The sequence below is a fragment of the Streptomyces sp. NPDC001108 genome (assembly GCF_053598535.1).
In genome coordinates this window covers 662,380-687,045 of the sequence record NZ_JBSFKL010000001.1, presented here as the reverse complement: position 1 = coordinate 687,045, position 24,666 = coordinate 662,380, and the positions used below count along the sequence as shown (strand labels likewise).

22 protein-coding genes are annotated in these 24,666 nt (G+C 74.1%); 14 read left to right on the top strand and 8 right to left on the bottom strand.

Annotated features, from left to right (window positions below; translation table 11 throughout):
* Positions 1-37: 37 nt before the first annotated feature.
* Complete coding sequence (locus ACWC97_RS03030) at positions 38-391, bottom strand: DUF6204 family protein (protein WP_352280669.1); 354 nt, start codon at positions 389-391, stop codon at positions 38-40.
* 233 nt (positions 392-624) lie between these two features.
* On the opposite strand from ACWC97_RS03030, the gene ACWC97_RS03025 reads away from it, so the two are divergent.
* Entirely contained in the window at positions 625-2,592 is a 1,968-nt protein-coding gene (locus ACWC97_RS03025; RefSeq protein WP_450647072.1) for a DUF5107 domain-containing protein, read from the top strand.
* A 62-nt stretch (positions 2,593-2,654) separates the two neighbouring features.
* Here the strand turns inward: ACWC97_RS03025 and ACWC97_RS03020 are convergent, their stop codons facing one another.
* Positions 2,655-3,020: a VOC family protein gene (locus ACWC97_RS03020; RefSeq protein WP_352280673.1), complete on the bottom strand. Its 366-nt coding sequence runs from the start codon at positions 3,018-3,020 to the stop codon at positions 2,655-2,657.
* 51 nt (positions 3,021-3,071) lie between these two features.
* Positions 3,072-3,881 (bottom strand): class I SAM-dependent methyltransferase, encoded by an 810-nt coding sequence (locus ACWC97_RS03015; RefSeq protein ID WP_450647070.1) that lies wholly within the window; start codon positions 3,879-3,881, stop codon positions 3,072-3,074.
* 220 nt (positions 3,882-4,101) lie between these two features.
* On the opposite strand from ACWC97_RS03015, the gene ACWC97_RS03010 reads away from it, so the two are divergent.
* The 3 genes from ACWC97_RS03010 to ACWC97_RS03000 all read left to right on the top strand — a co-directional run bounded on the left by ACWC97_RS03010 (position 4,102) and on the right by ACWC97_RS03000 (position 7,403).
* On the top strand, positions 4,102-4,953 hold the full coding sequence (locus ACWC97_RS03010; RefSeq protein WP_450647068.1) for an SMP-30/gluconolactonase/LRE family protein: 852 nt from the start codon (positions 4,102-4,104) through the stop codon (positions 4,951-4,953).
* Between the two features lie 90 nt (positions 4,954-5,043).
* Complete coding sequence (locus ACWC97_RS03005) at positions 5,044-6,279, top strand: aminotransferase class I/II-fold pyridoxal phosphate-dependent enzyme (protein ID WP_450647066.1); 1,236 nt, start codon at positions 5,044-5,046, stop codon at positions 6,277-6,279.
* Positions 6,280-6,329: 50 nt separating this feature from the next.
* Positions 6,330-7,403 carry an MBL fold metallo-hydrolase gene (locus ACWC97_RS03000; RefSeq protein WP_450647064.1) on the top strand — a complete coding sequence of 358 codons (1,074 nt, stop codon included), beginning with the start codon at positions 6,330-6,332 and terminating at the stop codon, positions 7,401-7,403.
* Here the strand turns inward: ACWC97_RS03000 and ACWC97_RS02995 are convergent.
* Complete coding sequence (locus tag ACWC97_RS02995; protein ID WP_352280682.1) at positions 7,351-7,971, bottom strand: DedA family protein; 621 nt, start codon at positions 7,969-7,971, stop codon at positions 7,351-7,353. The genes ACWC97_RS03000 and ACWC97_RS02995 overlap by 53 nt on opposite strands.
* Positions 7,968-8,750, bottom strand: coding sequence for an MBL fold metallo-hydrolase (locus ACWC97_RS02990; RefSeq protein WP_450647062.1), 783 nt, complete (start codon positions 8,748-8,750; stop codon positions 7,968-7,970). Before ACWC97_RS02990 ends, ACWC97_RS02995 begins: the two co-directional genes overlap by 4 nt.
* A 185-nt stretch (positions 8,751-8,935) precedes the next feature.
* On the opposite strand from ACWC97_RS02990, the gene ACWC97_RS02985 reads away from it, so the two are divergent.
* The 6 genes from ACWC97_RS02985 (at position 8,936) to secD (ending at position 17,690) form a co-directional block, all read left to right on the top strand.
* Positions 8,936-9,349 carry a serine integrase family protein gene (locus tag ACWC97_RS02985; RefSeq protein ID WP_352280686.1) on the top strand — a complete coding sequence of 138 codons (414 nt, stop codon included), beginning with the start codon at positions 8,936-8,938 and terminating at the stop codon, positions 9,347-9,349.
* 140 nt (positions 9,350-9,489) lie between these two features.
* Positions 9,490-11,541 carry an alkaline phosphatase family protein gene (locus tag ACWC97_RS02980; RefSeq protein WP_450647463.1) on the top strand — a complete coding sequence of 684 codons (2,052 nt, stop codon included), beginning with the start codon at positions 9,490-9,492 and terminating at the stop codon, positions 11,539-11,541.
* 38 nt (positions 11,542-11,579) lie between these two features.
* Entirely contained in the window at positions 11,580-13,682 is a 2,103-nt protein-coding gene (gene ligA, locus ACWC97_RS02975) for an NAD-dependent DNA ligase LigA (RefSeq protein ID WP_450647060.1), read from the top strand.
* A gap of 136 nt (positions 13,683-13,818) precedes the next feature.
* Positions 13,819-14,655: a rod shape-determining protein gene (locus ACWC97_RS02970; protein WP_450647058.1), complete on the top strand. Its 837-nt coding sequence runs from the start codon at positions 13,819-13,821 to the stop codon at positions 14,653-14,655.
* Between the two features lie 29 nt (positions 14,656-14,684).
* Positions 14,685-15,266 carry a hypothetical protein gene (locus tag ACWC97_RS02965; protein WP_450647056.1) on the top strand — a complete coding sequence of 194 codons (582 nt, stop codon included), beginning with the start codon at positions 14,685-14,687 and terminating at the stop codon, positions 15,264-15,266.
* A gap of 30 nt (positions 15,267-15,296) precedes the next feature.
* Positions 15,297-17,690: a protein translocase subunit SecD gene (secD, locus tag ACWC97_RS02960; protein WP_450647054.1), complete on the top strand. Its 2,394-nt coding sequence runs from the start codon at positions 15,297-15,299 to the stop codon at positions 17,688-17,690.
* 50 nt (positions 17,691-17,740) lie between these two features.
* On the opposite strand, the gene ACWC97_RS02955 is transcribed toward secD, so the two are convergent.
* A complete protein-coding gene (locus tag ACWC97_RS02955; RefSeq protein ID WP_450647052.1) occupies positions 17,741-18,535 on the bottom strand; it encodes a helix-turn-helix domain-containing protein in 795 nt (264 codons plus the stop codon).
* Between the two features lie 62 nt (positions 18,536-18,597).
* Between ACWC97_RS02955 and ACWC97_RS02950 the strand changes: the two genes are divergently transcribed.
* Positions 18,598-18,903, top strand: a complete 306-nt coding sequence (locus ACWC97_RS02950) for a 4a-hydroxytetrahydrobiopterin dehydratase (protein ID WP_352280699.1) — start codon at positions 18,598-18,600, stop codon at positions 18,901-18,903.
* A gap of 7 nt (positions 18,904-18,910) precedes the next feature.
* Here ACWC97_RS02950 and ACWC97_RS02945 read toward each other — a convergent pair whose 3' ends face one another.
* Positions 18,911-19,873, bottom strand: coding sequence for a LysR family transcriptional regulator (locus tag ACWC97_RS02945; RefSeq protein ID WP_352280701.1), 963 nt, complete (start codon positions 19,871-19,873; stop codon positions 18,911-18,913).
* A gap of 170 nt (positions 19,874-20,043) precedes the next feature.
* Between ACWC97_RS02945 and ACWC97_RS02940 the strand changes: the two genes are divergently transcribed.
* A complete protein-coding gene (locus tag ACWC97_RS02940) occupies positions 20,044-20,994 on the top strand; it encodes a class I SAM-dependent methyltransferase (protein ID WP_450647049.1) in 951 nt (316 codons plus the stop codon).
* A 79-nt stretch (positions 20,995-21,073) separates the two neighbouring features.
* Here the strand turns inward: ACWC97_RS02940 and ACWC97_RS02935 are convergent, their stop codons facing one another.
* Positions 21,074-21,910, bottom strand: coding sequence for an aldo/keto reductase (locus ACWC97_RS02935; RefSeq protein WP_450647047.1), 837 nt, complete (start codon positions 21,908-21,910; stop codon positions 21,074-21,076).
* Between the two features lie 340 nt (positions 21,911-22,250).
* On the opposite strand from ACWC97_RS02935, the gene ACWC97_RS02930 reads away from it, so the two are divergent.
* Entirely contained in the window at positions 22,251-23,528 is a 1,278-nt protein-coding gene (locus tag ACWC97_RS02930) for a glycosyl hydrolase family 8 (RefSeq protein WP_352281083.1), read from the top strand.
* Between the two features lie 11 nt (positions 23,529-23,539).
* Positions 23,540-24,664 (top strand): PQQ-dependent sugar dehydrogenase, encoded by a 1,125-nt coding sequence (locus ACWC97_RS02925; RefSeq protein WP_450647045.1) that lies wholly within the window; start codon positions 23,540-23,542, stop codon positions 24,662-24,664.
* Positions 24,665-24,666 lie beyond the last annotated feature (2 nt).

Below are 24,666 nucleotides of genomic sequence, written 5' to 3'. Positions count from 1 at the left end.
GCCGGGCTCCTCCGTGAGCTGCCACGCCGGGGTCTTGTCACGCCGCCCCCGGCGCCCGCCTCCCCTTGTGGTTGACCTTCATGGTGTCCATGTCCGTCACCGTGGAGCGCAGCGGGCCGTGGCCGTACCCCTGCCCGTCCAGGTACGTCTCCGCGCGGTCCTCGGCGATGGCGCCCGCCATCTCCTCGCCGTCCTCGGCGTCGGAGACGACCACGTAGCGGAAGCTGAAGTGCTTGAGCACCCGGTCGTAGGCGAGCGTGCCCTCCTCGGTGAACCGCATCGCGCTCAGCCCGTGGTCGTCCACCTCGGCGAGCAGCCGGGCGCGCGCCGTGTCCGTCAGCCCGTCCCAGGTGCCGCGCACGATTACTCGGTAGGTGTGCTGCGTGCTCATCGTCTTCCACTCCGCGTTCCGGTGCGTGTGCCGCGCCGCTCGCGGCGCGGGCGGGGTCGGGGCCAGGGTACGGCGGTACGGGCGCGGCGCATCCGAATTTCCGGGCGCCCCAGGCGGCGGCCGCCTTTGCCGAAGTCTGACAGCGGCGCCCCTGGTCAGGGAATTGCCGAGCGTGTTCCATGGTCATCGGGCGCCCGGACCCGCGGCGGCCCGCGTGAGGGAACGAGGTTGCCTTGGCCACGACCGTACGACGTGCCGTACTGACCCTGCCCGCCGCACCGCTGGGCCCGGAGAATCCGCTGCCCGCGCTGCGGCCGCTCGACGAGACGCACACCATCGACGAACGCGAACGGGCCGCGCTGCCGCGCGACATGGCACGCCAGATCGGCTACCAGCCCCTGACCACCGTGCTGCCGGTGCGCGTCCTCGACGGCTACGGCCGCGAGCGCACCCCCACCGCGATCGACACGATCGTCATCGAGAACGACCGGCTGCGCGCCACCGTGCTGCCCGGCCTCGGCGGCCGGATCCACTCCCTCCACCACAAACCCACCGGCCGGGAACTGCTCTACACCAACCCGGTCCTCCAGCCCGCCGACTTCGCGCTCAACGGCGCCTGGTTCTCCGGCGGCATCGAGTGGAACATCGGCGCCACGGGCCACACCACCCTCTCCTGCGCCCCCGTGCACGCGGCCCGCGTCCCCGCGCCGGACGGCGGCGAGATGGTCCGCCTCTGGGAGTGGGAGCGCCTGCGCGACCTGCCGTTCCAGGTCGACCTGTGGCTCCCGGAGGACTCCGACTTCCTGCACGTCGGTGTCCGCGTCCGCAATCCGCACGAGCACACCGCACCGGTGTACTGGTGGTCCAACATCGCCGTCCCCGAAGGGGACCGCACCCGCGTCCTGGCCCCCGCCGACGAGGCGTGGCACTTCGGGTACGAACGGTCCCTGACCCGGGTGCCGGTCCCGGTCTCCGGCTCCGTGGACCGCACGTACCCGCTGCGTGGCGACTTCCCCGCCGACTACTTCTACGAGGTCCCCGACGGCGCCCGCCGCTGGATAGCCTCGCTGGACGAGCACGGCCACGGGCTCGTCCAGACCTCGACCGACCTGCTGCGCGGCCGGAAGCTGTTCGTCTGGGGCGGCGGGGCGGGCGGCCGCCGCTGGCAGGAGTGGCTCACCGAGCCCGGCACCGTCGGCTACGCCGAGATCCAGGCCGGGCTCGCCCGCACCCAGCTGGAGCACGTACCGCTGGAGCCGGGCGGCGAGTTCAGCTGGCTGGAGTCGTACGGTCCGCTCTCCGCGGACCCGGACACCGTGCACGGCGAGGACTGGGCCGCGGCCCGTGCCGAGGCCGAGGGACGGCTCGCGAAGGCGCTGCCGCGCGCCGATGTCGACGCCGCGTACGCCGCCTGGCGGCGCTGCGCCGACACCGCCCCCGGCGAGACGCTCGCCACCGGTTCCGGCTGGGGCGCGTTGGAGGTCCGGCGCGGCGGGTACGAGCTGCCCGGCACCCCGTTCGCCGAGTCCACCCTCGGCGAACAGCAGCGCCCCTGGCTGGAGTTGCTGGACCGGGGCGCCTTCGCGGAGCCGGACCGCCCGGTCCCGCCCGGGCCCTCCCTGGTCTCCCCGCACTGGCGCGACATGCTGGAGACGGCCCCGGCCGACCCGCTGACCGAATACCACCTGGGCATCGCCCAGTGGCACGCCGGGGACCGCGCCCAGGCGGTGCGGAGCTGGGAGCGCGGGCTGACGGCGGCCCCGTCCCGCTGGCCGCTGCTGCGGTGCCTGGCCGTCGCCGCCGGGGACGGGCGGCAGGGGGAGCGGGCGGCGGACCTGCTGGCCGAGGCGTTCGACGACCTGGGCGCGCGGCGCGACGGCGGCGAGGAGTGGACGGCGGTCGCGGCGGCGCTGGGCCGGGAGGCGATGGAGGCGCTGCTGGCGGCCGGGCGCCCGGCCGCGGCCCGGACCGTGTGGGACGCGCTGCCCCCGGAGGTCCGAGGGCGTGGCCGATTCCGGCTGCTGGAGGCCCGGCTGCTGCTCGCCGAGGGCGACCGGGGTGCCGCCCGGGCCGTCTTCGACGCGGGCTTCGAGGTCGCCGACCTGCGCGAGGGCGCGGAGATCCTGGGCGAGGTGTGGGCCCGGATCACCGACGAGCCGCTGCCGGACGCGTACGACTTCCGGATGCGCCCGAGCGGCTGAGCGCGGAACCCCCGGGCCGGCCGGACCGGCCCGGGGCGGGGGTTCCGCCGCTCCCGCCGGGCTCAGCGGGCCTCGTCGGGCGCCTGGTTGCGGTCGGCGTACTCGAAGACCGAGCCGTCCGGGTGGACGGCGATCAGGTTGCGGCCCACCGGCGTCGGCACCGGCCCGGCGAGGATGCGGGCGCCGACCCGGGTGAGGTCGGCGTACGCCTCGTCGACGTCCTTCACCGCGATCGTCGCCGTCACCTTGCGGAGGATCTCCAGCTCCGACTCCGGGCCGCTCATCAGCAGGAAGCAGCCGATCGCGGCGACCGACACCCCGCCGCGCTCGAAGCGGAGCGCGGGACTGCCGGTGAGCTCCTGGTAGAAGGCCGTGGCGGCCTCCAGGTCGTCGACGCAGATCCGGAGCGTGGTTCCCTGAATGTCCATGCGGCCCAGGGTAGTTGCCGGTGTCATGCGGTGGAACCGGTTCCGGCCCGCTCAGGCCCGGCAGAGCACCTCGCCGTGCGGGACCATGAACCAGGCGTCCTCCCGGGTGCCCCAGGCGCGCCACGCGTCGGCGACCGCCGCCAGTTCCCCGGCGCTCGCGAAGCCGCCGGAGACGGCCCGTTCCGCGTACGCCGAGCCGACCGTGCGGTCCGCCCACAGCCCGCTCCACCAGGCCCGGCTCTCCGGGGTGGCGAAGCACCAGCTCCCGGCGGACGGGGTGATGTCGGTGAAACCGGCCTGCCGGGCCCAGGAGAGCAGCCGGCGGCCCGCGTCCGGCTCGCCGCCGTTGCCCCGGGCGACCCGGCGGTACAGGGCGAGCCAGTCGTCCAGGCCGGGCACCTCGGGGTACCAGCTCATCGCCGCGTAGTCGCTGTCGCGGGCCGCGACGATGCCGCCGGGGCGGCACACACGCCGCATCTCGCGCAGCGCCCGCACCGGGTCGCCCACGTGCTGGAGCACCTGATGGGCGTGGACGACGTCGAAGGAGTCGTCGGGGAAGTCCAGGTCGTGGACGTCGGCGGTCGCGAACTCCACGTTCTCCAGGCCGCGTTCGGCCGCCACCGCGGCCGCCCCGGAGAGCACCTCGGCCGAGGTGTCGACGGCGGTCACCCGGCCCGGGGCGACCAGGGCGGCCAGGTCCGCGGTGATGGTGCCGGGGCCGCAGCCGACGTCCAGGACGGAGAGGCCGGGGGCGAGCCGGTCGATCAGATAGGCCGCCGAGTTCGCGGCGGTGCGCCAGCGGTGCGAGCGCAGCACCGACTCGTGGTGGCCGTGGGTGTAGACGGCGGTCTCCTCGGGCATGGCCGTACGTCCTTCCGGAATGTGGGCGGGCGCGCCCCGGCGTGCGACGGCCGGGGCACGGACGGCGGAACGCCGACCGGTGCGCCCACCGTACGCCGACGTGTCGCATGATGAGATGTGCGTCTTGTTATGTGGACAACCGCCCGTTGCCGGGTCAGAAGGCGGCTGACTACGCTGGGTTCGGCGCTCCGGCCGCCCCCGCACCGCACGAGAGGCAGAAGTGAACGCACCACACCTGGACGTGGCCGTGCCCGAACGGGCCGAGCTCGGCGAGGGCCCGACCTGGGACGCCGCCACCGGCCGGCTGATCTGGGTCGACATCCTCTCCGCGCGCGTCCACACCTACGATCCGGTCGACCACCGCCGTACGGTGCTCGCCACCGAACAGCACGTCGGCGCGGCCAAACCCCGCGCGGGCGGCGGGCTCGTGGTCCATCTGCGCGACGGCATCGGCCTGTACGACCCCGACGGGGCCTTCCGCTGGCTGGTCCGCGACCCGGTGCCGGGCCGGCGGGGCAACGACGCGGCGGTCGCCCCGGACGGATCGCTCTGGGCGGGCACCATGCGGTACGACGGGGCCGAGGGCGGCGGAAACCTCGCCCGGTTCGCGGCCGACGGCACGGTGAGCGAGGTACTGCCCGCCGTGTCCTGCGGCAACGGCATCGGCTGGAGCCCCGACGGGCGGCTGATGTACTTCATCGACACCCCCACGCGCCGGATCGACGTCTTCGACGTCGACGGCCCGCACGCCGTGCGACGCCGCCCGTTCGCCACCGTCGAGGAGGGCGCGGGCTTCCCGGACGGGCTGACCGTCGATGCCGAGGGTGCCGTCTGGGTCGCGCTCTGGGACGGCGCCGCGGTGCGCCGGTACACGCCCGACGGCGCCCTGGACCGGGTCGTCCCGCTGCCGGTGCGCCGCCCGACCGCCTGCGCCTTCGGCGGCGCCGCCCTGCGCGACCTCTACATCTCGACCGCCCGCACCGGGCTCACCGCACCGCACCCGCTCTCCGGCGCGCTGCTGGTGCTGCCCGACGCGGGACGCGGACTGCCCCAGGCGGCCTTCGCGGGCTGACGCCACCGGGCGCGCCCGCCCGATCCCTCGTATAAAGGGCCTGATGTGCGAAGGGCCTGATGTGACGGCGCGGCGGCGAAGGAGGACCGGATGGCGCGGCGGCCGACCGACGACCGCTCCGTGCGCGAGGACCGGGGCCCGGTCCGCTACGGGCCGCCCGCCCCGGACCCCGGCCTGCCCGTCCTGCCCGAACTGGCCGCGGTGCTCGCCTCGGCGGCCGACTCCGGCGCGCCCGAACCGACCGGCGGCGGCGCGCCCCTGCGCGAGGCCGCGACCGCCTACTGGCGGCGGCGCGGACTGCACGGCGGTCCGGAGCATGTCGCCGCCGCCCCGGGCGCCTCGCCGCTGCTGCTCGCGCTGATCGCCGCGCACGGCGGCGACGTGCTCGTACCGCGCCCCTGCCCCGCGAGCTGGATCCCGCAGGCCCGGCTGCTCGGCAGGCCCGCCTACCAGGTGCCGACCCCCGCCGAGTGCGGCGGCGTGCCGGACCCGTACGCGCTCCTGGAGACCGTGCGCAGGGTGCGTGCCGAGGGCGGCAGGCCCCGGCTGCTGCTGGTCTCCGTCGTCGACGACCCGACCGCCACCGTCGCCCCGCCCGAGCTGGTGAGCGAGGCGTGCGAGGCGGCGATCGCGGAGGGGATGCACGTCATCAGCGACGAGACCTGGCGCGACACCCTGCACCGGCCGCGCGACACCGTCCTGCTCAGCCCGGCCGAGATGTTCCCCGACGACGTCACCGTCCTCTGCGACCTGGCGGGTGCCCTGACCCCCGCCGCCTGGCCGGTCGCGGTCGCCCGCTTCCCGGGCACCGCACGGGCCGCGCTGCGCCACGCCCGTACGCTCGACATCCTCACCGCGCTCGGCGCGCACGTCGCCGGACCGGTCGCCCGGGCCGCCGCCCACGCGCTGCGCGAACCGGACGCCGTGACCGATCGGGTCCGCCGGGCCGCCGCGCTCCAGGCCCGGGTCGCCGCCGCCGCCCACCGCGCGGTCCTGGCCTCCGGCGCGCTGGCCAGACCCCCGCAGGCGGGCCGTCACCTCTACGCCGACCTCGGCCCGCTCCGGGCCCGGCTGGCCGAACGCGGCGTCACGGACTCGCTGGAACTGGAGGAGTACCTGACCGAACGGCTCTCCACCCCGACCCCGGGCGGGCACCGGTTCGGCGACGAACTGGGGGCGCTGCGCGTACGGCTGGGCACCGGCCCGCTGCTCGGGACGACGCCGGAACGGCAACGGGAGTCGCTCACCGCTGTGGCGCCCCTCGAATTGCCGCACGTGGCCGAAGCGCTGAGCATTTTCGGGACGGCCCTGGCCGAACTGCGCTGACCATCCGCCGGGCGGTTCCGGGCGAGGAACCGCGAGACGGGAGTCGACCGATGACGGAACGGACCCGGCGCCCCCGCGCCGCGACCACGCTCCCGCGCACCGCCCCGCGCCCGCCCGGCGAGATCCGACACTGGCCCAGGAGCTTCGCCGACCGGCTCACCGCACCCCTCCCTGGGGTCATGGCCATGTCCCGGCTGCTCCGCGAGCGCGCCCTGCGGCCCGACGCCGAGGGACTGCGCGGCATCCCGCACCTCCCGTACGCCCCCGCACCGCTCCCGGCCGTCTCCGCCGGCGGCACCTGCGTCACCTGGGCCGGGCACGCCGGCTGGATCGTCCGCACCGGCGGGCTGACCGTCCTCACCGACCCCGTCTGGTCCCGGCGCATCCTCGGCACGCCCGCCAGGATCACCCCGGTCGGCGTCCGCTGGGAGGACCTGCCGCCGGTGGACGCCGTCGTCATCAGTCACAACCACTACGACCACCTCGACGCCCCCACCCTGCGCCGACTGCCCCGGGACACGCCGCTCCTCGTCCCCGCCGGGCTCGGCCGCTGGTGCCGCAGGCGCCGCTTCACCCACGTCACCGAACTCGACTGGTGGGAGGCGGTCGAACTCGGCGGCGTCCGCTTCGACTTCGTACCGGCCCACCACTGGTCCCGGCGCACCCTCACCGACACCTGCCGCTCGCTCTGGGGCGGCTGGATCATCGGCGCCCCCGGCGGCCGTCGCGTCCACTTCGCCGGGGACACCGGATACGGGCACTGGTTCACCGAGATCGGCCGCCGCCACCCCGGGATCGACCTGACCCTCCTGCCGATCGGGGCGTACGAGCCGCGCTGGTGGCTCGGCGACGTGCACCTGGACCCCGAGGAGGCCGTACTGGCCTACCGGGACCTGGGCGCCCGGGCGATGGCGCCGATGCACTGGGCCACCTTCCTGCTCTCCGCGGAGCCCGTGCTCGAACCGCTGACCCGGCTCCGTACCGCCTGGGAACGGGCCGGCCACCCCCGGGAACTGCTCTGGGACCTGCCGGTCGGCGCCTCGCGGATCCTCGGCCCGGAGCCGTCGCCGGTCAGTGGCCGAACCGGGCCCGCGTCCGCCGCCACACCGCCGGACCGCCGCTGACCAGCAGCGTCAGCCCGACCGCCGCTACCACGCCCTGCCACGGCTCGGGGAAAAGCGAACCGCCCAGGATCCCGATCAACTGGTACGTCGCCGCCCACGCCAGACACGCCGGCACATCGCCACGGGCGAACCTGCGCAGCGGCATCCGGCCCAGCAGGCACGCCAGCATCACCGGTATCCGGCCCGCCGGCACCAGCCGGGACAGCACCAGCACCATCGCACCGTGCTCGTCCAGCTTCCGCTGCGCCTGGGCGAGCCGCTCCGGGGCGGCCCGGTCCCGGATCGTGTTCAGCCAGCGGGACCCGTTCCGCGACCGCACCCCGCGCTGACCGAGCCAGTACAGGCACAGATCACCGACGAACGCCGCCGCCGATGCCACCAGGAAGACGATCAGCAGGGAGAACGGCGACGACTGGTGCAGCGCCACCACCCCGGCCGAACTCACCAGCGCCCCCGTGGGCACCACCGGCACCAGCGCACCCAGCGACACCAGCAGGAACAGCGACGGATAGCCGACCGCCTGCTGCGTCGACTCCGGGGGCAACTGCCCCACGACCTGCGCGATCACCCGGCGGTCTCCGGCCGTATCCGCTCGCCGTGCGCCAGCCGGTGCACCGCCACCTCCGGAACCAGCAGCGCCGACTTCCGGACGAACTCGTCACCCGGCGCGTGGAACTCGTGCGGCCGGACCCCGTCCAGCCCGATCGGCCAGTACGTGCCGTAGTGCACCGGCACCGCCGACCGGGGCGACAGCAGGGCCAGCGCCTGTGCCGCCCGGCCCGCGTCCAGATGGCCGTGGCCCAGGTAGGGACCCCAGCCGCCCACCGGCAGCAGCGCCACGTCCACCGGCCCGACCGCGTCCGCCATCCCGTCGAAGAGCCCGGTGTCGCCCGCGAAGTACGTCCGCGCCTCGCCCTCGACCACGAAACCGAGCGCCGGGGAGCGGTGCCGGCCCATCGGCAGCCGCCGCCCGTCGTGCAGCGCCGGAACCACCCGCACCCGCACCTCGCCGAGCCGGACCGTGTCGCCCGGGACCACCTCGGTGATCCGCAGCTCCAGCGCCGCACCCAGCGACCGCAGCCCCGGCACCGCGCGCACCGCGCCGCGCGGCACCACCAGCCGGCTGCCCGGGGCGAGCCGGGCCATCGACGGCAGGTGCAGATGGTCGGAGTGCAGATGCGAGACGAGCACGGCATCGGCCACCGCCGCCTCCGGACCCGGCAGCTCACCGCGGCGGCGGCGCAGATGGGCGAAGCGCCGCGCGAACAGCGGATCGGTCAGCACCCGCACCCCGGAGTCCTCGATGGTGCAGGTGGCATGACCCCACCAGGTGACTTCCACCGGCACGTGCCGCCTCCTCGCTCCCGGGCCCATCCCGCCGCGTCCTGCTGTCGAGCCTAACGAACCGGGTGGGGGCGCACAGAGGCGTTCCCGGACTGCGCCCCGCACCTCCCCGTGGTCCCGGCACGCGCCTTCTTGCGCCGCCGTGCGAACGGTAGGGTCGCCGACAGGGCTCAGCAGGGGGGACGGCCATGGGGGACAGGACGGACGTACGGGTGGCGGCCATCGCCAGCCTCACGCCGCTGGAGGAGCTCGACGACGATCCGTTCCTCGTGGACACCCGCGGCCAGCACGACATGTGCGCCCGCTGGGCCGCGGACAAGGGGTACGTCGTCACCCGCCAGCTCCGCCTGTACGGGCTGCGCCCGGACCACCACGCCTTATGGGCCGACGTGGAGAGCGGTGAGGTGGAGCTCTTCGTGGCCGCCAGCGACCGCGTCCTCGCCCGCGCGCTCTCCTCGGTGCCGGAGTTCGCCGCCGAGTGCGAGCGGCGCGGGGTGGGACTGGAGATCGCGGGGCTGGACGAGCCCCGCTACACCCCCCGCACCAAGGCGAACGTGCACCGCAGACTCTCCATGCCGACGGCCGGCTACGACGGCTGCTGACCGGACCACCGGCCGCCGTGCCCGGCACCCCGCGGACCCGCTGTGAAAAGCTGGGGGCCCAGGGCCCGGAACGGAGGGGTCCGGACAAGAGGTGGAGCGGCGTGGTCGACGGGCGATGGCGGACGGCCGGCAGCGCCCTGATGCGCGTGGTCCTGGTGTGGGCGGCCTCGACGCTCACGATGCTGGTTCTCGCCGGGATCCTGCCCGATTTCCACCTCCAGTCGGCCGACGGCGACAGCATCACCAAGACCGCGTTCACCGCGGCCTGGGGCGCCGGGGCCTTCGGCCTGCTCTCCGCCCTGGTCTGGCCGGTCCTGGTACGGGCCCTGCTCATCGTGCCCGCGCTCGTCCTCGGCCTGCTCGTCTTCTTCCTCAACGGCTCGCTGCTGCTGCTCGCCCTGCGCCTCATCCCGGACGGGCGCGGCGCCGCCAACCCGGAGACCGCGGTCGTCGTCGCCGCCGTGATGTCCGCCGTCGCCTCCGCCACCTCCACCGCGCTCGCCGTCCGCGACGACAACGCCTACCGGCGCAGGCTCTCCCGGCTGGCCGACCGGCGCCGCCGGCGCAGCGGCGCGGACGGCGGGCGCAGCGGCCCGCCCGGCACGGTCTTCCTCCAGCTCGACGGGGTCGGCCACGACACGCTCGCCCACGCCGCCGACACGGGGCTGATGCCGACCGTCGCCCGCTGGCTGGCCGACAAGGACCAGGGCCACCGGCTCACCCCGTGGCGCACCGACTGGTCCAGCCAGACCGGCGCCAGCCAGCTCGGCATCCTGCACGGCAGCAACCACGACGTCCCCGCCTTCCGCTGGTACGAGAAGGAGACCGGCGACGTCATGGTCTCCAGCCGCCCCGCCAGCGCCCTGGAGCTCCAGCGCCGGGCCGTCGAGCGCACCCGTGACGGCGGGCTGCTCACCCTGGACGGGGCCAGCCGGGGCAACCTCTTCAGCGGCGGCGCCGACCAGCTGGCCCTCGTCCTGTCCATGGCGGCCCGGTTCGGCAAGGGCCGCCGCTCCCGGGCCGGGTATTTCGCGTACTTCTCCGACCCGGCCAACGCCGTACGCACCGCGCTCTCCTTCGCCGCCGAGGTCGGCCGGGAGATCGGCCAGTCGACCCGGGCCCGGATACGGAAGGAGGGCCCCCGGGTCAAGCGCGGCGGCCTGTACCCCTTCATCCGGGCCTTCGCCACCGTGGTCGAACGCGACGTGGTCGTCTCCGCCGTCATCGGGGACATGTTCGCCGGACGCACCGCCGTCTACGCCGACCTGGTCGCCTACGACGAGGTCGCGCACCACTCCGGGCCGCACAGCCGCGACGCGGAGAAGGTGCTCGCCCGGCTGGACCGCTCGCTCGCGCTGATCGCCAAGGTCGCCGAGCACACCCCGCGCACCTACCGGATCGTGCTCCTCTCCGACCACGGGCAGAGCCCCGGGGAGACCTTCGAGGGGGCGTACGGGCTGAGCCTCAAGGAGCTGGTGCGGGCGGGCTGCGGGCTGCCGGTGCCCCGCCGGGCCCAGCGCACCCCCAGCGCGTCCGAGGCACGCGACGCGGTAAGGATCGCCCTGCACCGGCCGGTCGACGAAGGGGTGGCGGAACCTTTCGCCAAGCCGTCCGACCCCGTGGTCCTCGCCTCCGGGAACCTCGGCCTGATCTCCTTCCCCGACATCCGGGGGCGCGCCTCGCGCGAACAGCTCGACCGCGGCCGCCCGGCCCTCCTCGGCACCCTGGCCAACCATCCGGGCATCGGCTTCCTGCTGGTCCGCAGCGAGCGCCACGGATCGGTGGTGCTGGGGCGCGGCGGCACCGAGGTCCCGGTGGCGGAGCTGGTGGACGGCGAGGGGCCGCTGGCCCCGTTCGGCCCCGGCGCGGCGGACGCGGTGCGGCGCACGGACACCTTCCCGCACGTGGCCGACATCATGGTCAACTCGATGTACGACGGCGCCACGGGCCGCGTCCACGCCTTCGAGGAGCAGATCGGCTCGCACGGCGGCCTGGGCGGCGAGCAGTCCCGGCCCTTCCTGCTGTGGCCGGCCGGACTGTCCGCACCGGTCGCGCCGGGGGAGGAGCTGGTCGGCGCCGAGCAGGTGCACCGGGTGCTGCGCCGCTGGCTGCGGGAGTGCTCCGGCCCTCAGGTCCCGCTGGTACCGGGCGAGGAGGACGAGGGGGAGCCCCCGCTCCGGGCGGCCGGCTGACGGGCGGCCGAGGGGCGTTGTCAGTGGTGGACGGCAGGATGGGGGCCATGACGAACTCAGCTGTTGTGCTCGCCGACACCGCCGCCTACGCCGCCGCGGTCGAGGAGGCGACGCGGGCCGCCGCCGCGTACTACGCCACGGGTGAAAGCACCCTCGACGACGACGCCTACGACCGGCTGGTGCGGGGGATCGCCGCCTATGAGGAGGACCACCCGGAGGAGGTGCTCGACGCCTCGCCCACCGGCAAGGTGGCGGGCGGCGCCGCGAGCGGCGACGTCCCGCACACGGTGCCCATGCTCTCCCTGGACAACGTCTTCTCGGCCGAGCAGTTCGTCACGTGGACGGCCTCGCTGGAGCGCCGGATAGGCAGGCCCGTCGCGGCCTGGAGCGTGGAGCCGAAGCTCGACGGGCTGGCCGTCGCGGCGCGCTACCGGGCGGGCCGCCTGGAGCAGCTGATCACCCGCGGCGACGGCACCGCCGGCGAGGACGTGTCGCACGCGATCGGTACGGTGGTCGGCCTGCCCGAGCAGCTCGCCGAGCCGGTGACGATCGAGATGCGCGGCGAGATCCTCATGACCACCGAGCAGTTCGAGCGGGCCAACGCCGTCCGCACCGAGCACGGCGGCGCCCCCTTCGCCAACCCGAGGAACGGCGCCGCCGGCACCCTGCGCGCCAAGGACCGGGCGTACACGGTGGAGACGACGTTCTTCGCCTACGGAGCGCTGCCGCTGCCCGGGTCCGGCGAGCTGACCGACACCCTCGCCGAGCTCCCGCACAGCGAGGTCCTCGCACACGTCGCCCGCCTCGGCGTGCACACCGCCGCGGACACGGACGTCGCGCCGCGCACGGTCGCCACCGTCGAGGAGGTGCAGAGCGGCGTCGAGGAGATCGCCGCCCGGCGCGCCACCCTGCCGTTCGGCATCGACGGCATCGTGATCAAGGCCGACCTCGCCGCCGACCAGCGCGAAGCCGGCTCCGGCACCCGGGCCCCGCGCTGGGCCATCGCGTACAAGCTCCCGGCCGTGGAGAAGGTCACCCGCCTCCTCGACGTCGAGTGGAACGTGGGCCGGACGGGCATCATCGCGCCGCGCGCCGTACTGGAGCCGGTCGAGATCGACGGCTCGACCGTCAGCTACGCCACGCTCCACAACCCCGCCGACATCACCCGCCGTGATCTGCGCCTGGGCGACCGGGTGATGGTCTACAAGGCGGGCGACATCATCCCCCGCATCGAGGCGCCCGTCGCCCATCTGCGGACCGGCGAGGAGAAGCCGATCGAGTTCCCCGGGTCCTGCCCCCAGTGCGGCTCGGAGATAGACACCAGCGAGCAGCGCTGGCGCTGCGTCCGGGGCCGCGCCTGCCGCCTGGTCGCCTCGATCTCGTACGCGGCGGGCCGCGACCAGCTGGACATCGAGGGCCTCGGCACGACCCGGGTCGTCCAGCTCGTCGACGCCGGCCTGGTGACGGACTTCGCCGACCTGTTCACCCTCGACCGCGAGCAACTGCTGGGCCTGGAGCGGATGGGGGAGACCAGCACCGACAACCTGCTCGCCGCCATCGGGGCGGCCCGGACGCAGCCGCTCTCCCGGGTCTTCTGCGCGCTCGGGGTGCGCGGCACGGGGCGCTCCATGTCCCGGCGGATCGCCCGCCACTTCGCGGAGATGGACCGGATCAGGGCGGCCGACGCCGAGGAGCTCCAGCGGGTCGACGGCATCGGCAAGGAGAAGGCCGCCGGGGTCGTCGCCGAGCTTGCGGAGCTGGCCCCGCTGATCGAGAAGCTGAGGGCCGCCGGGGTCAACATGACCGAGCCCGGTGCCACGCCGCCGCCCCCGCCGGGGGAGGAGACCGGGGCGGACGAAGGCGCCGGGGCCGGGGAGGGGCTGCCGCTGGACGGGATGACCGTGGTGGTCACCGGGGCCATGACCGGAGCCCTGGAGAAGCTCTCCCGCAACGAGATGAACGAGCTGATCGAGCGGGCCGGCGGCAAGTCCTCCTCCAGCGTCTCCAAGCGCACCTCGCTCCTGGTCGCCGGGGAGAAGGCCGGCTCCAAGCGCACCAAGGCGGAGGACCTTGGCGTCCGGACGGTCACGCCCGACGAGTTCGCCGGGCTGATCGCCGACTTCCTGCCGCAGCCGGTATGAGCCCGGCCGAGCCCTTGGAATCTGATCGGGAGTGGCTTTCTTTGCCTCCCTATTGCATAGTGAGGGCTCGGCCATGCCTCGCAATCAGCGGGCGCATGAGTGTGTGCGGCCGCGTGGGCGAGCCGGGGGAGGGACGATGCGTTCACTGCACCGCGGACCGCGGCTCGGCCCGTCCGCCCACCGCGACCACCGGGGCGCCACCCGCGGCCTCGCCCTCGATCTCGGCAGCTCCCGCACCCGGGTCTGGGTGCCCGGCCACGGCGTCTTGGCCGACCCGGACGTCCGTGGCGCGACCGACGGCGCGTCCGGTACGGGGGCCGGCCACGGCCGCCCGGTCCGGCGCGGCCGGATCGTCGACCCCGACTCCTGCGGCCGGATGCTCGGCCGGATCGCCGACACGGCCCTGGGCACCGACCGCACCGGCACCGTGATCGTGCTGAGCCACCCCGTCCTCGCCGGCCCCCGGCACCGCGCGGCGGCGCGCGAACTGCTCGCCGCCCTCGGGCCGTCCACCGTGATCGCCCTCGACAGCGCGCGGGCCGCCGCCGCGTCGGCCGGGCCCCGGGACGGCGGCCCGCTGCTCGTCGTCGACATCGGCGCCGGGCTGACCGAGGCCACCCTCCTCGTCGACGACCGGGTCCGCGACGCCCGCCAGGCGGAGACCGGGCTGGGCGATCTCGACCCGGCCGGGCCGCCCACCGCCGTCGTCCACGCCGTTCTGGAGATGGTCCTGGACATGTGGCAGCAGGACCGGCACGGCGCCGTCCTCGGCGCCCTGCGCAAGGGCCCGCTGCTCACCGGCGGCGGCGCCGCCCGCCCCGACATCACCGACCGGATCGCGGCCCGTCTCGGCACCCCGGTCCGCCTCGCCGACGATCCGGCGACCGCCGTCGTCCGGGGCGCCGGGATGGTCCTCAGCTCCGTGCTCCGCCAGGCCGCCACGGTCGCGTTCCCGACCGGCCGAGCAGGGTGACCCCCCTCCCGGGGCCGCCCCCGGGGAACGTGCCCCCGAGGGCACGGCCGGACGCCCCGGCACACCATCGCGCCGCCCGGGCGGCCCGGCTGCTCCTCGCCGCCCTCCTGCTCACCGCGCTCGCCGTCACCGGCGGCGCCCCCTCCGCCACCGGCTCCGTGCTGCCCGCCCGGCCCTCCGCCGGGGTGCCGTCCTCCGCCGCGTACACCCCCGGGGCCCACCGGCCCACCCCGCACAGCGACCGCACCGCCGGCACCGGCGCCGGTACCGCCCAGGACCTCCGCCGTGCCCGTACGGCCGCGGCGGCCGGGCACACGGTCCACCCGCAGACCGGTCCCGCCCCACAGCCCCGGGCCGGCCGCGACCAGGTCCGTACCGCGCACCACCTCCCGCCACCCCCCGGGCACGGCGCCCTGCTGCCCGGCACCCCCGGCAGCCTTCCCCCGCTCCGTCTCCACCAGCCCGCCCCCGCCGCGTCGCCGCGCGCCGCCGGGCGCCCCCGCGTCGCGCTCCCCGGCGTACGGGGACCTCCGAGGACGGCCGTCCCCCGGCCACCGGTCCTGCCACCGGTCCCGTCCCACAGCACCGCCGTTCCGTCCCCGCCGAGGTGAGGGCGGCCGGCGCCCCCTCGGAGGAAACCCATGACTCGCGCCACCACGGTGCGGGCGGTTCTGGCTGCGGCCGTACTGCTCGTCTCCGTGCTCATCACGCTGACCATGTCACCCAGACTCGGCCTCGATCTTCAGGGCGGCACCCGGATGGTGCTCCAGGCCAAGGAATCGGACACCGCGAAGGCGGACCGGGAGAGCACCGACCGCACCCTCGAAGTGCTGCGCCAGCGCATCGACTCCCTCGGCGTGGCCGAACCCACCCTGACCCGTTCCGGCGAGGACCGGATCATCGTCGAGCTCCCGGACGTCCAGGACCCGCGCAAGGCCGCCGAGGTGATCGGCCGTACCGCCCAGCTCAGCTTCCACGCGGTCCGGGGCCCCGGCACCGAGGAGAGCGCCGAGAAGGAGAACGGCACCAAGAACGGCGCCGGGAAGGAGAAGGACGCAGGTGAGGCGAAGGACGCGGGAGAGGCGAAGGACGCCGGGAAGGACAAGAAGGACGGTCCGACCCTCCGCGACGAGCAGGGACGCGCCCTCGACCTGGGCCCCGTCCGGCTCACCGGGGCGGGCGTCAAGGACGCCACCGCCGAGTTCGACGCCCAGCAGGGCGCCGGCTGGACCGTCTCCCTCGACTTCCACAAGCAGGCCGGGCGGGACTGGACCCGGCTGACCGGCGAGGCCGCCTGCTCCCCCGAGGGGGACGAGCGCCGTCGCGTCGCCATCGTCCTCGACCAGCAGATCATCTCCTCGCCGCAGGTCTCCCCCTCGGTCGCCTGCAATGTGGGACTGCCCTCCGGCTCCACCCAGATCACCGGATCGTTCGGCGCGGACGAGGCCCGCGAACTGGCCCTGCTGATCAAGGGCGGCGCCCTGCCGCTGCCGGTCGAGATCGTCGAACAGCGGACCGTCGGCCCGACGCTCGGGGCCGCCGCCATCGACGCCAGCGCCCGCGCCGCCCTCATCGGCGCCGCCGCCACCGCGCTCTTCATCACCATCGTCTACCGGCTCTTCGGCGCACTGGCCGCCGTCGCGCTCGCCGCCTACGGGCTGATCTCCTACGCGGCCCTGGTGGCACTCGGCGTCACCCTCACCCTGCCCGGCCTCGCCGGTTTCGTGCTGGCCATCGGGATGGCGGTCGACGCCAACGTCCTGGTCTTCGAACGGGCCAGGGAGGAGCACGCCCTGCATCCCGGCCGGACCCTGCGCTCCTCGCTGACCGCCGGATTCCGCGGCGCCTGGAGCGCCGTCGCCGACTCCAACGTGACGACGCTGATCGCGGCCGGGCTGCTCTTCTTCCTCGGCTCCGGGCCGGTCAAGGGCTTCGGTGTCACCCTCGCCATCGGTGTGCTCGCCTCGATGTTCTCCGCACTGGTCATCGCCCGTGCGCTCACCGAGATCGCCACCGGCTCCCGGTTCGTCAACGACTACCGGGGCGTCAACGGCATCGGGATCCCCGGCCGGGTCCGCACCTGGCTGACCCGCCGCGACCCCCGGCTGATGAAGTCCCCACGCCGCTGGCTGACGGTCTCCGCCGTCCTGGTGGCGGTCGCCGTCCTCGGCATCGTCGTGCGCGGGGTCAACCTGGGCGTCGAATTCACCGGCGGCCGCCTGGTCGAGTACTCGACCAGCCGGCCCGTCGACGTGGAGCGGGCCCGGACCCTCCTGGCGGGCGCGGGCTTCGGCGACGCCGAGGTCACCACGGCGGGCGCGGGCGACCTCTCCGTCCGCACCGCCGGACTCGACAACGACGAGGAGCACGCCCTGCGCGGCGCCCTCGCGAAGGAGGGCGGCGAGACCACCAAGGTCCGCGACGAGCTCATCGGCCCCAGCCTCGGCGACGAACTGCGGCGCAACGCGCTGATCGCGCTCGGCATCGCCGTGCTGGTGCAGTTGGCCTACCTGGCCGTCCGGTTCCGCTGGACCTTCGCCCTGGGCTCGGTCGCGGCGCTGGTCCATGACGTGATCATCCTGGTCGGGGCCTTCGCCTGGCTCGGCCGGACCGTCGACGGGATCTTCCTGGCCGCGCTCCTCACCGTCATCGGATACTCCGTCAACGACTCGGTGGTGGTCTTCGACCGGGTGCGCGAGATCTGGGCGAAGGCCCGCCGCACGCCGCTGTCCGTCGTCGCGGACCGGGCCGTCGTCCAGACCGTCCCGCGCACGGTCAACACCGGGATGGGCGCGCTCTTCATCCTCGTCGCCCTCGCCGTGCTGGGCGGCGACTCCCTCGCGGACTTCGCGCTGGCCCTGCTCATCGGCATCTGCGTCGGCACCTACTCCTCGGTGCTGACCGCCGTACCGGCCGCCCTGGTCCTGGAACGCAGCAGCAAGGCCCCGCCGCCCGCCCGCAAACGGTCCCCGGGCCGCCGCTCCGGTGCGAAGAAGCCCCAGCGCGACCCGTACGACAACGGGGCACGCGTGTAGCACCGCGCCCCGACGGCCCCGGCTCCCCGGGGCCGTCGGGGCGGCGGACGTCAGGGCATGAGGGCGCGCAGATGGTCGGCGGTGGCCCGGTCGGCGGGCAGGAACGTCTCGATCGCCAGCTCGGCCACCGTCACGTCCATCGGTGTGTTGAACGTCGCGATCGAGCAGACGAAGGAGAGCGTCCGCCCGCCGTGCTCGATCAGCAGGGGCAGCGCGAAGGGCAGCGACGGCACGGGACCGGCGGCGCCGCCCTCCGGTACGGGATAGGCCGCGACCTCCTCGTACAGCGCACGCAGCTCCGCCGACCGCACCAAGGCGATCTGACGCTCCATCTGGCCCAGCAGGTCGGCCCGCCACTCCCGCAGGTTCCGGATCCGCGGGGCGAGCCCCCGAGGGTGCAGTGTCAGCCGCATCGCGTTCACCGGGGGCGTCAGCAGATGCTCGGCCGCCCCCTCCGCCAGCACCGCCATCCCCCGATTGGCCGCCACCACGTCGTAGGTGCCGTCGACGACGATCGCCGGATACGGCTCGTACGCCTCCAGCAGCCGTTCCATCCCCTCGCGCAGCGGGCCGAACGCCGGGTCGTCCAGCGGGGTCTGCGCGTAGTGCGGCGCGTAACCCGCCGCCAGCAGAAGGGCGTTGCGCTCCCTGACCGGAACGTCGAGACGGTCGGCCAGCCGCAGGATCATCTCCTCGCTGGGGCGTGAGCGGCCCGTCTCGATGAACGAGATGTGCCGGGCGGAGGATTCGGCGCGCAGCGCCAGCTCGAGCTGGCTCATCCTGCGCCGCTCGCGCCAACTGCGCAGCAGCGTCCCTACCCCCGTGTCGAGCGCGACAGTCGTCATACCCAGACCGTAACGTCACCGGCACCCCCGGCCGTACCGAACACCGAAGAGGGAGCCGCCCCATGCCCGCCGTACCGCTGTCCCGGCAGGAGATCGAGGACCGGCTGGGCGATCTGCCCGGCTGGTCGCTGGAGGGCGACCGGATCACGCGCGTCTACCGGCTCGGCGACCACGTCGCCGCCGCCGCGTTCGTCCAGCACGTCGCCGCGGTCCAGAACGAGCTCAACCACCACTCCGACCTGACCCTCGGCTACAACACCGTCTCCCTCTCGGTGCACACGCACGACGCGGGCGGCGCGGTCACCGCCCACGACCTGGAGCTGGCCGCACGGGTGGCGGCGATCGCCCCCGCCCACGGCGCGCGGTAGCGCCGCGTCACGCCGCCGGGCCGAAGCGGGGGTGCGCGGCGAGCCAGTCGGTGTAGCTCCCGCTGCGCCGCACCGCCTCGTCGTACGCCGCCCGGGTGTACCCGCTCACCGAGCCCGCCGCCGCACCGGCCGCCGCCGAACGCGGATGCCAGCCGAGCAGATGGCGCCAGCTCAGCGGCGAGCCGGTGATCGGCCGGGTCACCACCCCCGGAGCCGGCGGGAAGGTCGCCCGGCACAGCCCGACCGCCCGCCCCACCTGCACCAGATGGACGACGGACGCGGTGTCCGTCTCGTACACCGAGACGGGGCTGAAACCGGCCCGGGCGCAGGCACTCACGAAGCAGTCGGCGAAGCAGCCCTCGCCCGGCACGTCCGCCCAGCACTCCCGCGCCAGCTCGGCGAGGTCGAGCTCCGCCTCCCCGGCGAGCCGATGGGACTCCGGCAACATCACGAAGACCGGGTCGACGCCGATCACCTGCCAGGTCAGCCGGTCGTGGGCGGGCGGCGGGCTCTCCCCGCACGTCCCGATGAGCGCGAAGTCCAGCCGCCCGTCCACCAGTTGGGTGGCGATCTCCGTGACCGACCAGGAGGTGTACGTCGACACGGGGGCCGCCGGGTGCGAGGCGACCAGCCGGTCCACCAGACCGCCCAGCAGCGGACCGTGCGTTCCGCCGAGCCGGAAGCGCTCCATCGCCCCCCACGCGTTGGCGAGGCGGACGGCCTCCTCCTGCAGCTCGCTGACCGCAGGCAGCACCACCCGGGCCCGCTCCAGCACCAGCTCGCCCAGGATCGTGGGCCGGGCCCCGGTGTGGTCGCGGTCGAAGAGCGGACCACCGAGCGCCTTCTCGATCCGGCGCAACTGCGCGCTGAGCGCGGGCTGGGCAAGCCCGAGCGCCGCGGCGGCCTTGGTCAGGCTGCCGGTGTCGGCTATGGCACGTACGGTTCGCAGATGGCGCAACTCCAGCTCCATAAACGCAAGTTATGGGCCCGGAGGCCTACCGGCAATATGCAGGTGTCCATTGTGTGGGATACGCCCCGGAGTCGGCCGGTGCCGGACGGTCGCGCGCGTACGGAAACGGCTGCTTGCCGGACCGGCAACAAAACTTGCCGTAACCCTGGGGGCGTGGCGACGCTGTTGCCATGAGCCAGCACACCGGACACGGACCGCACGCATCCACCGCGCCCAGCCACCACCACGGCGCCGCCCACGCGGGTCACCACCACGGCCACGGTCACCAGCGGGACGCGGGTGACATCGACTGGGACGTGATGGGGCCGGTACTGGAACTGGAGGCCGAGATCAGCAGGCCCCAGTACGAGCAGGCGGCGCGCTGGATCGCCGGACTCCCCGAGGCGCCGAAGGTGCGCCGGATCCTCGACATCGGCAGCGGCCCCGGGCTGATCACCTGCCTGCTCGCCGAGGTGTTCCCCGACGCGGAGGCCGTCGCCGTCGACGGCACCCCCGCACTCCTGGAGCGCGCCCGGGACCACGCCGAGCGCCTCGGCCTCGGCGACCGGTTCCGCACCCACCACGCCGACCTGGAGGACGGCCTCGACGGACTGGGCGAGGCCGACCTGATCTGGGCCGGGAACTCCCTCCACCACGTCGGCGACCAGCGCGCCGTGCTGGCCGGATTCGCCGGACTGCTGCGCCCCGGCGGCATCGTCGCCCTGGCCGAGGGCGGACTCCAGCCCCGCCGGCTCCCGCGCGACCTCGGTTTCGGCCGCCCCGGACTGGAGGCCAGGCTCGAAGCGATCCATGTGGACCGGTTCGAGGAGATGCGGGCGGCGCTGCCCGGCAGCAGGCGGGAGACCGAGGACTGGAGCGCGCTCCTCGCCGCGGTCGGGCTGACCCCGCAGGGCGTGCGGAGCTTCCTGCTGGACCTTCCGGCACCGCTCGACGACCGGGCCCGCGAGTACGTCACCGTCGAGTTCGCCCGGCGGCGCGAGATGTTCCGGGACGAGCTCCCGGCCGAGGACGCCGCCGCGCTCGACCGGCTGCTCGACCCCGAGGACCCGGCCGGGCTGCGGTTGCGCCCCGATCTCTTCCTGCTCTCCGCGCGCACCGTGCACCTGGGCCGCCGGGGCTGAACGGAGCGCCGAAGGACGACAACGGCCCGCCGCCCGGCCGTGGAGCCGGGCGGCGGGCCGCCGCGTACGGGCGCGGGGATCAGGCGCCGACGTTGAACTCGCCGGGGTTCGGGCCGATGCGCCTGCCCTCGTCCAGCGCGGCGAAGGCGGCCAGGTCGTCCGCGTCCAGCTCGAAGTCGAACACGTCCAGGTTCTCCCTGATCCGGGAGGGCGTCACGGACTTGGGGATCACCACGTTGCCGGTCTGGAGGTGCCAGCGGAGCACCACCTGGGCGGGCGAGCGGTCGTGCTTCCGCGCGACCGCGACGACCGTCGGGACCTCCAGCAGACCCTTGCCCTGGCCCAGCGGCGACCATGCCTCGGTCGCGATGGAGTGCTTCGCGTGGAAGGCCCGGGAGTCGGCCTGCTGGAGCTGGGGGTGGAGCTCGATCTGGTTGACCGCGGGGACCACGTAGGTCTCGCCGATGAGGCGCTCCAGGTGCTCGGGCAGGAAGTTGGAGACGCCGATGGCCCTGGCCCGGCCCTCGGAGCTGATCTTCTCGAGGGCCCGGTAGGTGTCGATGTACGCGTCCTTGGCCGGGACCGGCCAGTGGATCAGGTAGAGGTCGACGTAGTCCAGCCCCAGCCGGTCCAGCGAGGCGTCGAAGGCGCGCAGCGTCGAGTCGTGACCCTGCTCGCTGTTCCAGAGCTTGGTGGTGACGAACAGCTCCTCGCGGGGGACGCCGGAGGCCGCGACGGCCTTGCCCGTGCCCCGCTCGTTCTCGTAGATCGCCGCGGTGTCGATGCTCCGGTACCCGGCCTCGATGGCCGTGGCGACCGCCTTCGCGGCCTCGTCGTCCGGCACCTGCCAGACCCCGAAACCGAGCTGAGGCATCTCGACGCCATTGTTGAGGGTGATGGAGGGGACCTTGCTCACGAGCGGTCGATCCTTACGTCGTCGGTCTGGTTCAACCAACCCAACGATCATCGACCGCCCAGCATTCCCGCCCGCCGGGCCGCCGTCCCGTGCTGCGGGCGCCTCGCGGGTACGTCTCCCCGTCCGTCACTCCCGACCGGGTCCGTCGGCCCGCGGTCGGCGGTCCGGAATCGTCCCTCCGGCGTCATCCGTCCGGGGGATTGACCGTGTGTTGAGGGCACCCCGCCACCTCGGCACTTGGGATTTGGGCCCGCGAGAGGCATTGACAGAAGGCTCCGCAGGGAATCCCATGCTGTATCGGTTAGGAACCTTTCCTAACACCGGATCGGAAGGGACCACTGTGCACCCTGCCACCCCCCGACGCCGTCTGACGGCCGCACTCGCGGGCGTCAGCTGTCTGTTCCTGCCCCTGCTCGGCTCCCACGCGGCGACCGCCGCCGTCGACCCCGCGAAGGCCGCCGCCGACACCCCCGCGGTGCCCTTCGGCAGCCACACCAAGCCCTACGCCGCCGGGACCCTGAAGCCCTCGGGCACGCAGTCGGCGCTCGACCAGGCCGTGATCAAGGCCTACAACGCCTGGAAGGCCGCGTTCGTCAAGAAGAACTGCGGCAACGGCTGGTACGAGGTCATCTCGCCCGACGCCGACCACCCCTACGTCGCCGAGGCACAGGGCTACGGAATGGTCGTCACCGCCACGATGGCGGGCGCCGACCCGGAGGCGAAGACCGTCTTCGACGGCATGGTCAAGTACATGCTCGCGCACCCCTCGGTGAACAACGCCAACCTCCTCGCCGCCGAGCAGGACGCCTCCTGCAAGAGCGTCGACGGCTCCGACTCGGCGACCGACGGCGACCTGGACGTCGCGTACGGGCTGCTCCTGGCCGACCGGCAGTGGGGCTCCGGCGGCACGTACAACTACAAGGACCTCGCGGTCAAGCACATCAACGCCATCAAGAAGAGCGAGATCAACCCGACCACCCGTCTGACGCTCCTCGGTGACTGGTCGGACTCGGGGGAGGAGCACTACTGGATGACCCGCTCCTCGGACTGGATGATCGACCACTTCCGCGCCTTCAAGACCGCGACCGGCGACTCCACCTGGGACACCGTCCGCACCGCCCACCAGAAGCTGATCACCGGTCAGCAGTCCTCGTACGCCTCCTCCACCGGGCTGCTCGCCGACTTCGTCGTCAACACCAACGGCACCGCCAAGCCCGCCCCCGGCGAGGTGCTGGAAGGCCCCAACGACGGCGACTACTCCTGGAACGCCTGCCGTGACCCGTGGCGCATCGGCGCCGACGCCGTCACCAGCGGCGACAGCGCCTCGCTCGCCTCGGCCCGCAAGCTGAACTCCTGGATCAAGACCAAGACGGGCGGCAACCCGGACAAGATCGTCAGTGGCTACCACCTGAACGGTTCCGCCTTCGACAGCGGCAAGGACATGGCCTTCACCGCCCCGTTCGTGGTCACCGCGATGACCGACTCCGGCTCCCAGGCATGGCTGGACGCCCTGTGGAAGAAGCTGGCCGGCACCTCGATCGACCCGGACCAGTACTACGGCGGGAGCGTCCAGCTCCAGTCGATGATCGTCGCGTCCGGCAACTACTGGGTCCCGTGACGGGCGCCGGGATGCGCACCGGAATACCGGCGACGCCACGGACGAGGGTGGCCGCGGCCCTGTCCCTGCTGCTCTGCGCCGCACTGGTGCAGGCGGCGCCCGGGCCGGCCGCCGCGGCCGGAACCACCCGGTACGGGGCGGAGCCCCCGGACGGCGGCGCTCCGTCCGGCGTCGCCACCGTCTCCGAGGGCTGGACCATCCCGTGGGGCATCCACTGGATGCCGGACGGCACGAGTGCGCTGGTGACCGAACGGGACAGCTTCAAGGTCTTCAGGGCGACCCCCGACGGCACCAGGACCCAAGTCGGCACCGTGCCCGAGGCCGTCACGACCGGCGGCGAGGGCGGACTCCTCGGCATCGCCGCCGACCCGGAATGGGCCGACAACCACTACGTGTACGTCATGCACACCGCCGCCGAGGGCAACCGCATCGCGCGCATGACGTACGACGGAACCTCGCTCGGCGGGTACACCGTCCTGCTCGAGGGGATCAAGAAGAACAAGTACCACAACGGCGGACGGCTGCTGTTCGGCCCGGACGGCTATCTGTACGCGTCGACCGGCGAGGCGCAGACCCCCGACCTCGCCCAGGACAAGGACTCGCTGAACGGCAAGATCCTGCGGCTGACCACCGACGGCGAGCCCGCCCCGGGCAACCCCTTCGGCACCTACGTCTACAGCTACGGGCACCGCAATCCACAGGGGCTCGCCTTCGACCGCAACGGACGGCTGTGGGAGGCGGAGCTCGGCGACAGCAAGAAGGACGAGCTCAACCTCATCGAGCCGGGCGGCAACTACGGCTGGCCGGTCTGCGAGGGCGACTGCACCACCGCCGGCATGACCAACCCGAAGAAGACGTGGAAGGTGGCCGAGGCGTCGCCCAGCGGGATCGCCATCGTCCGTAACGTCATCTACATGGCCGCCCTGAAGGGGCAGCGGCTGTGGCGGATCCCGATCACGGGTGACACCGAGGAGGTCGGCACACCGAGCGCCTACTACGTCGGCACGTACGGGCGGCTGCGCACGGTCACCAAGGTGCCCGGCGCGGACCGGCTCTGGCTCTCCACCACCAACTGCGACAACAACGGGAAGCAGCCGGCCGGCTCGGACAAGCTGTTCCGGGTCTCGATCACCTAGAA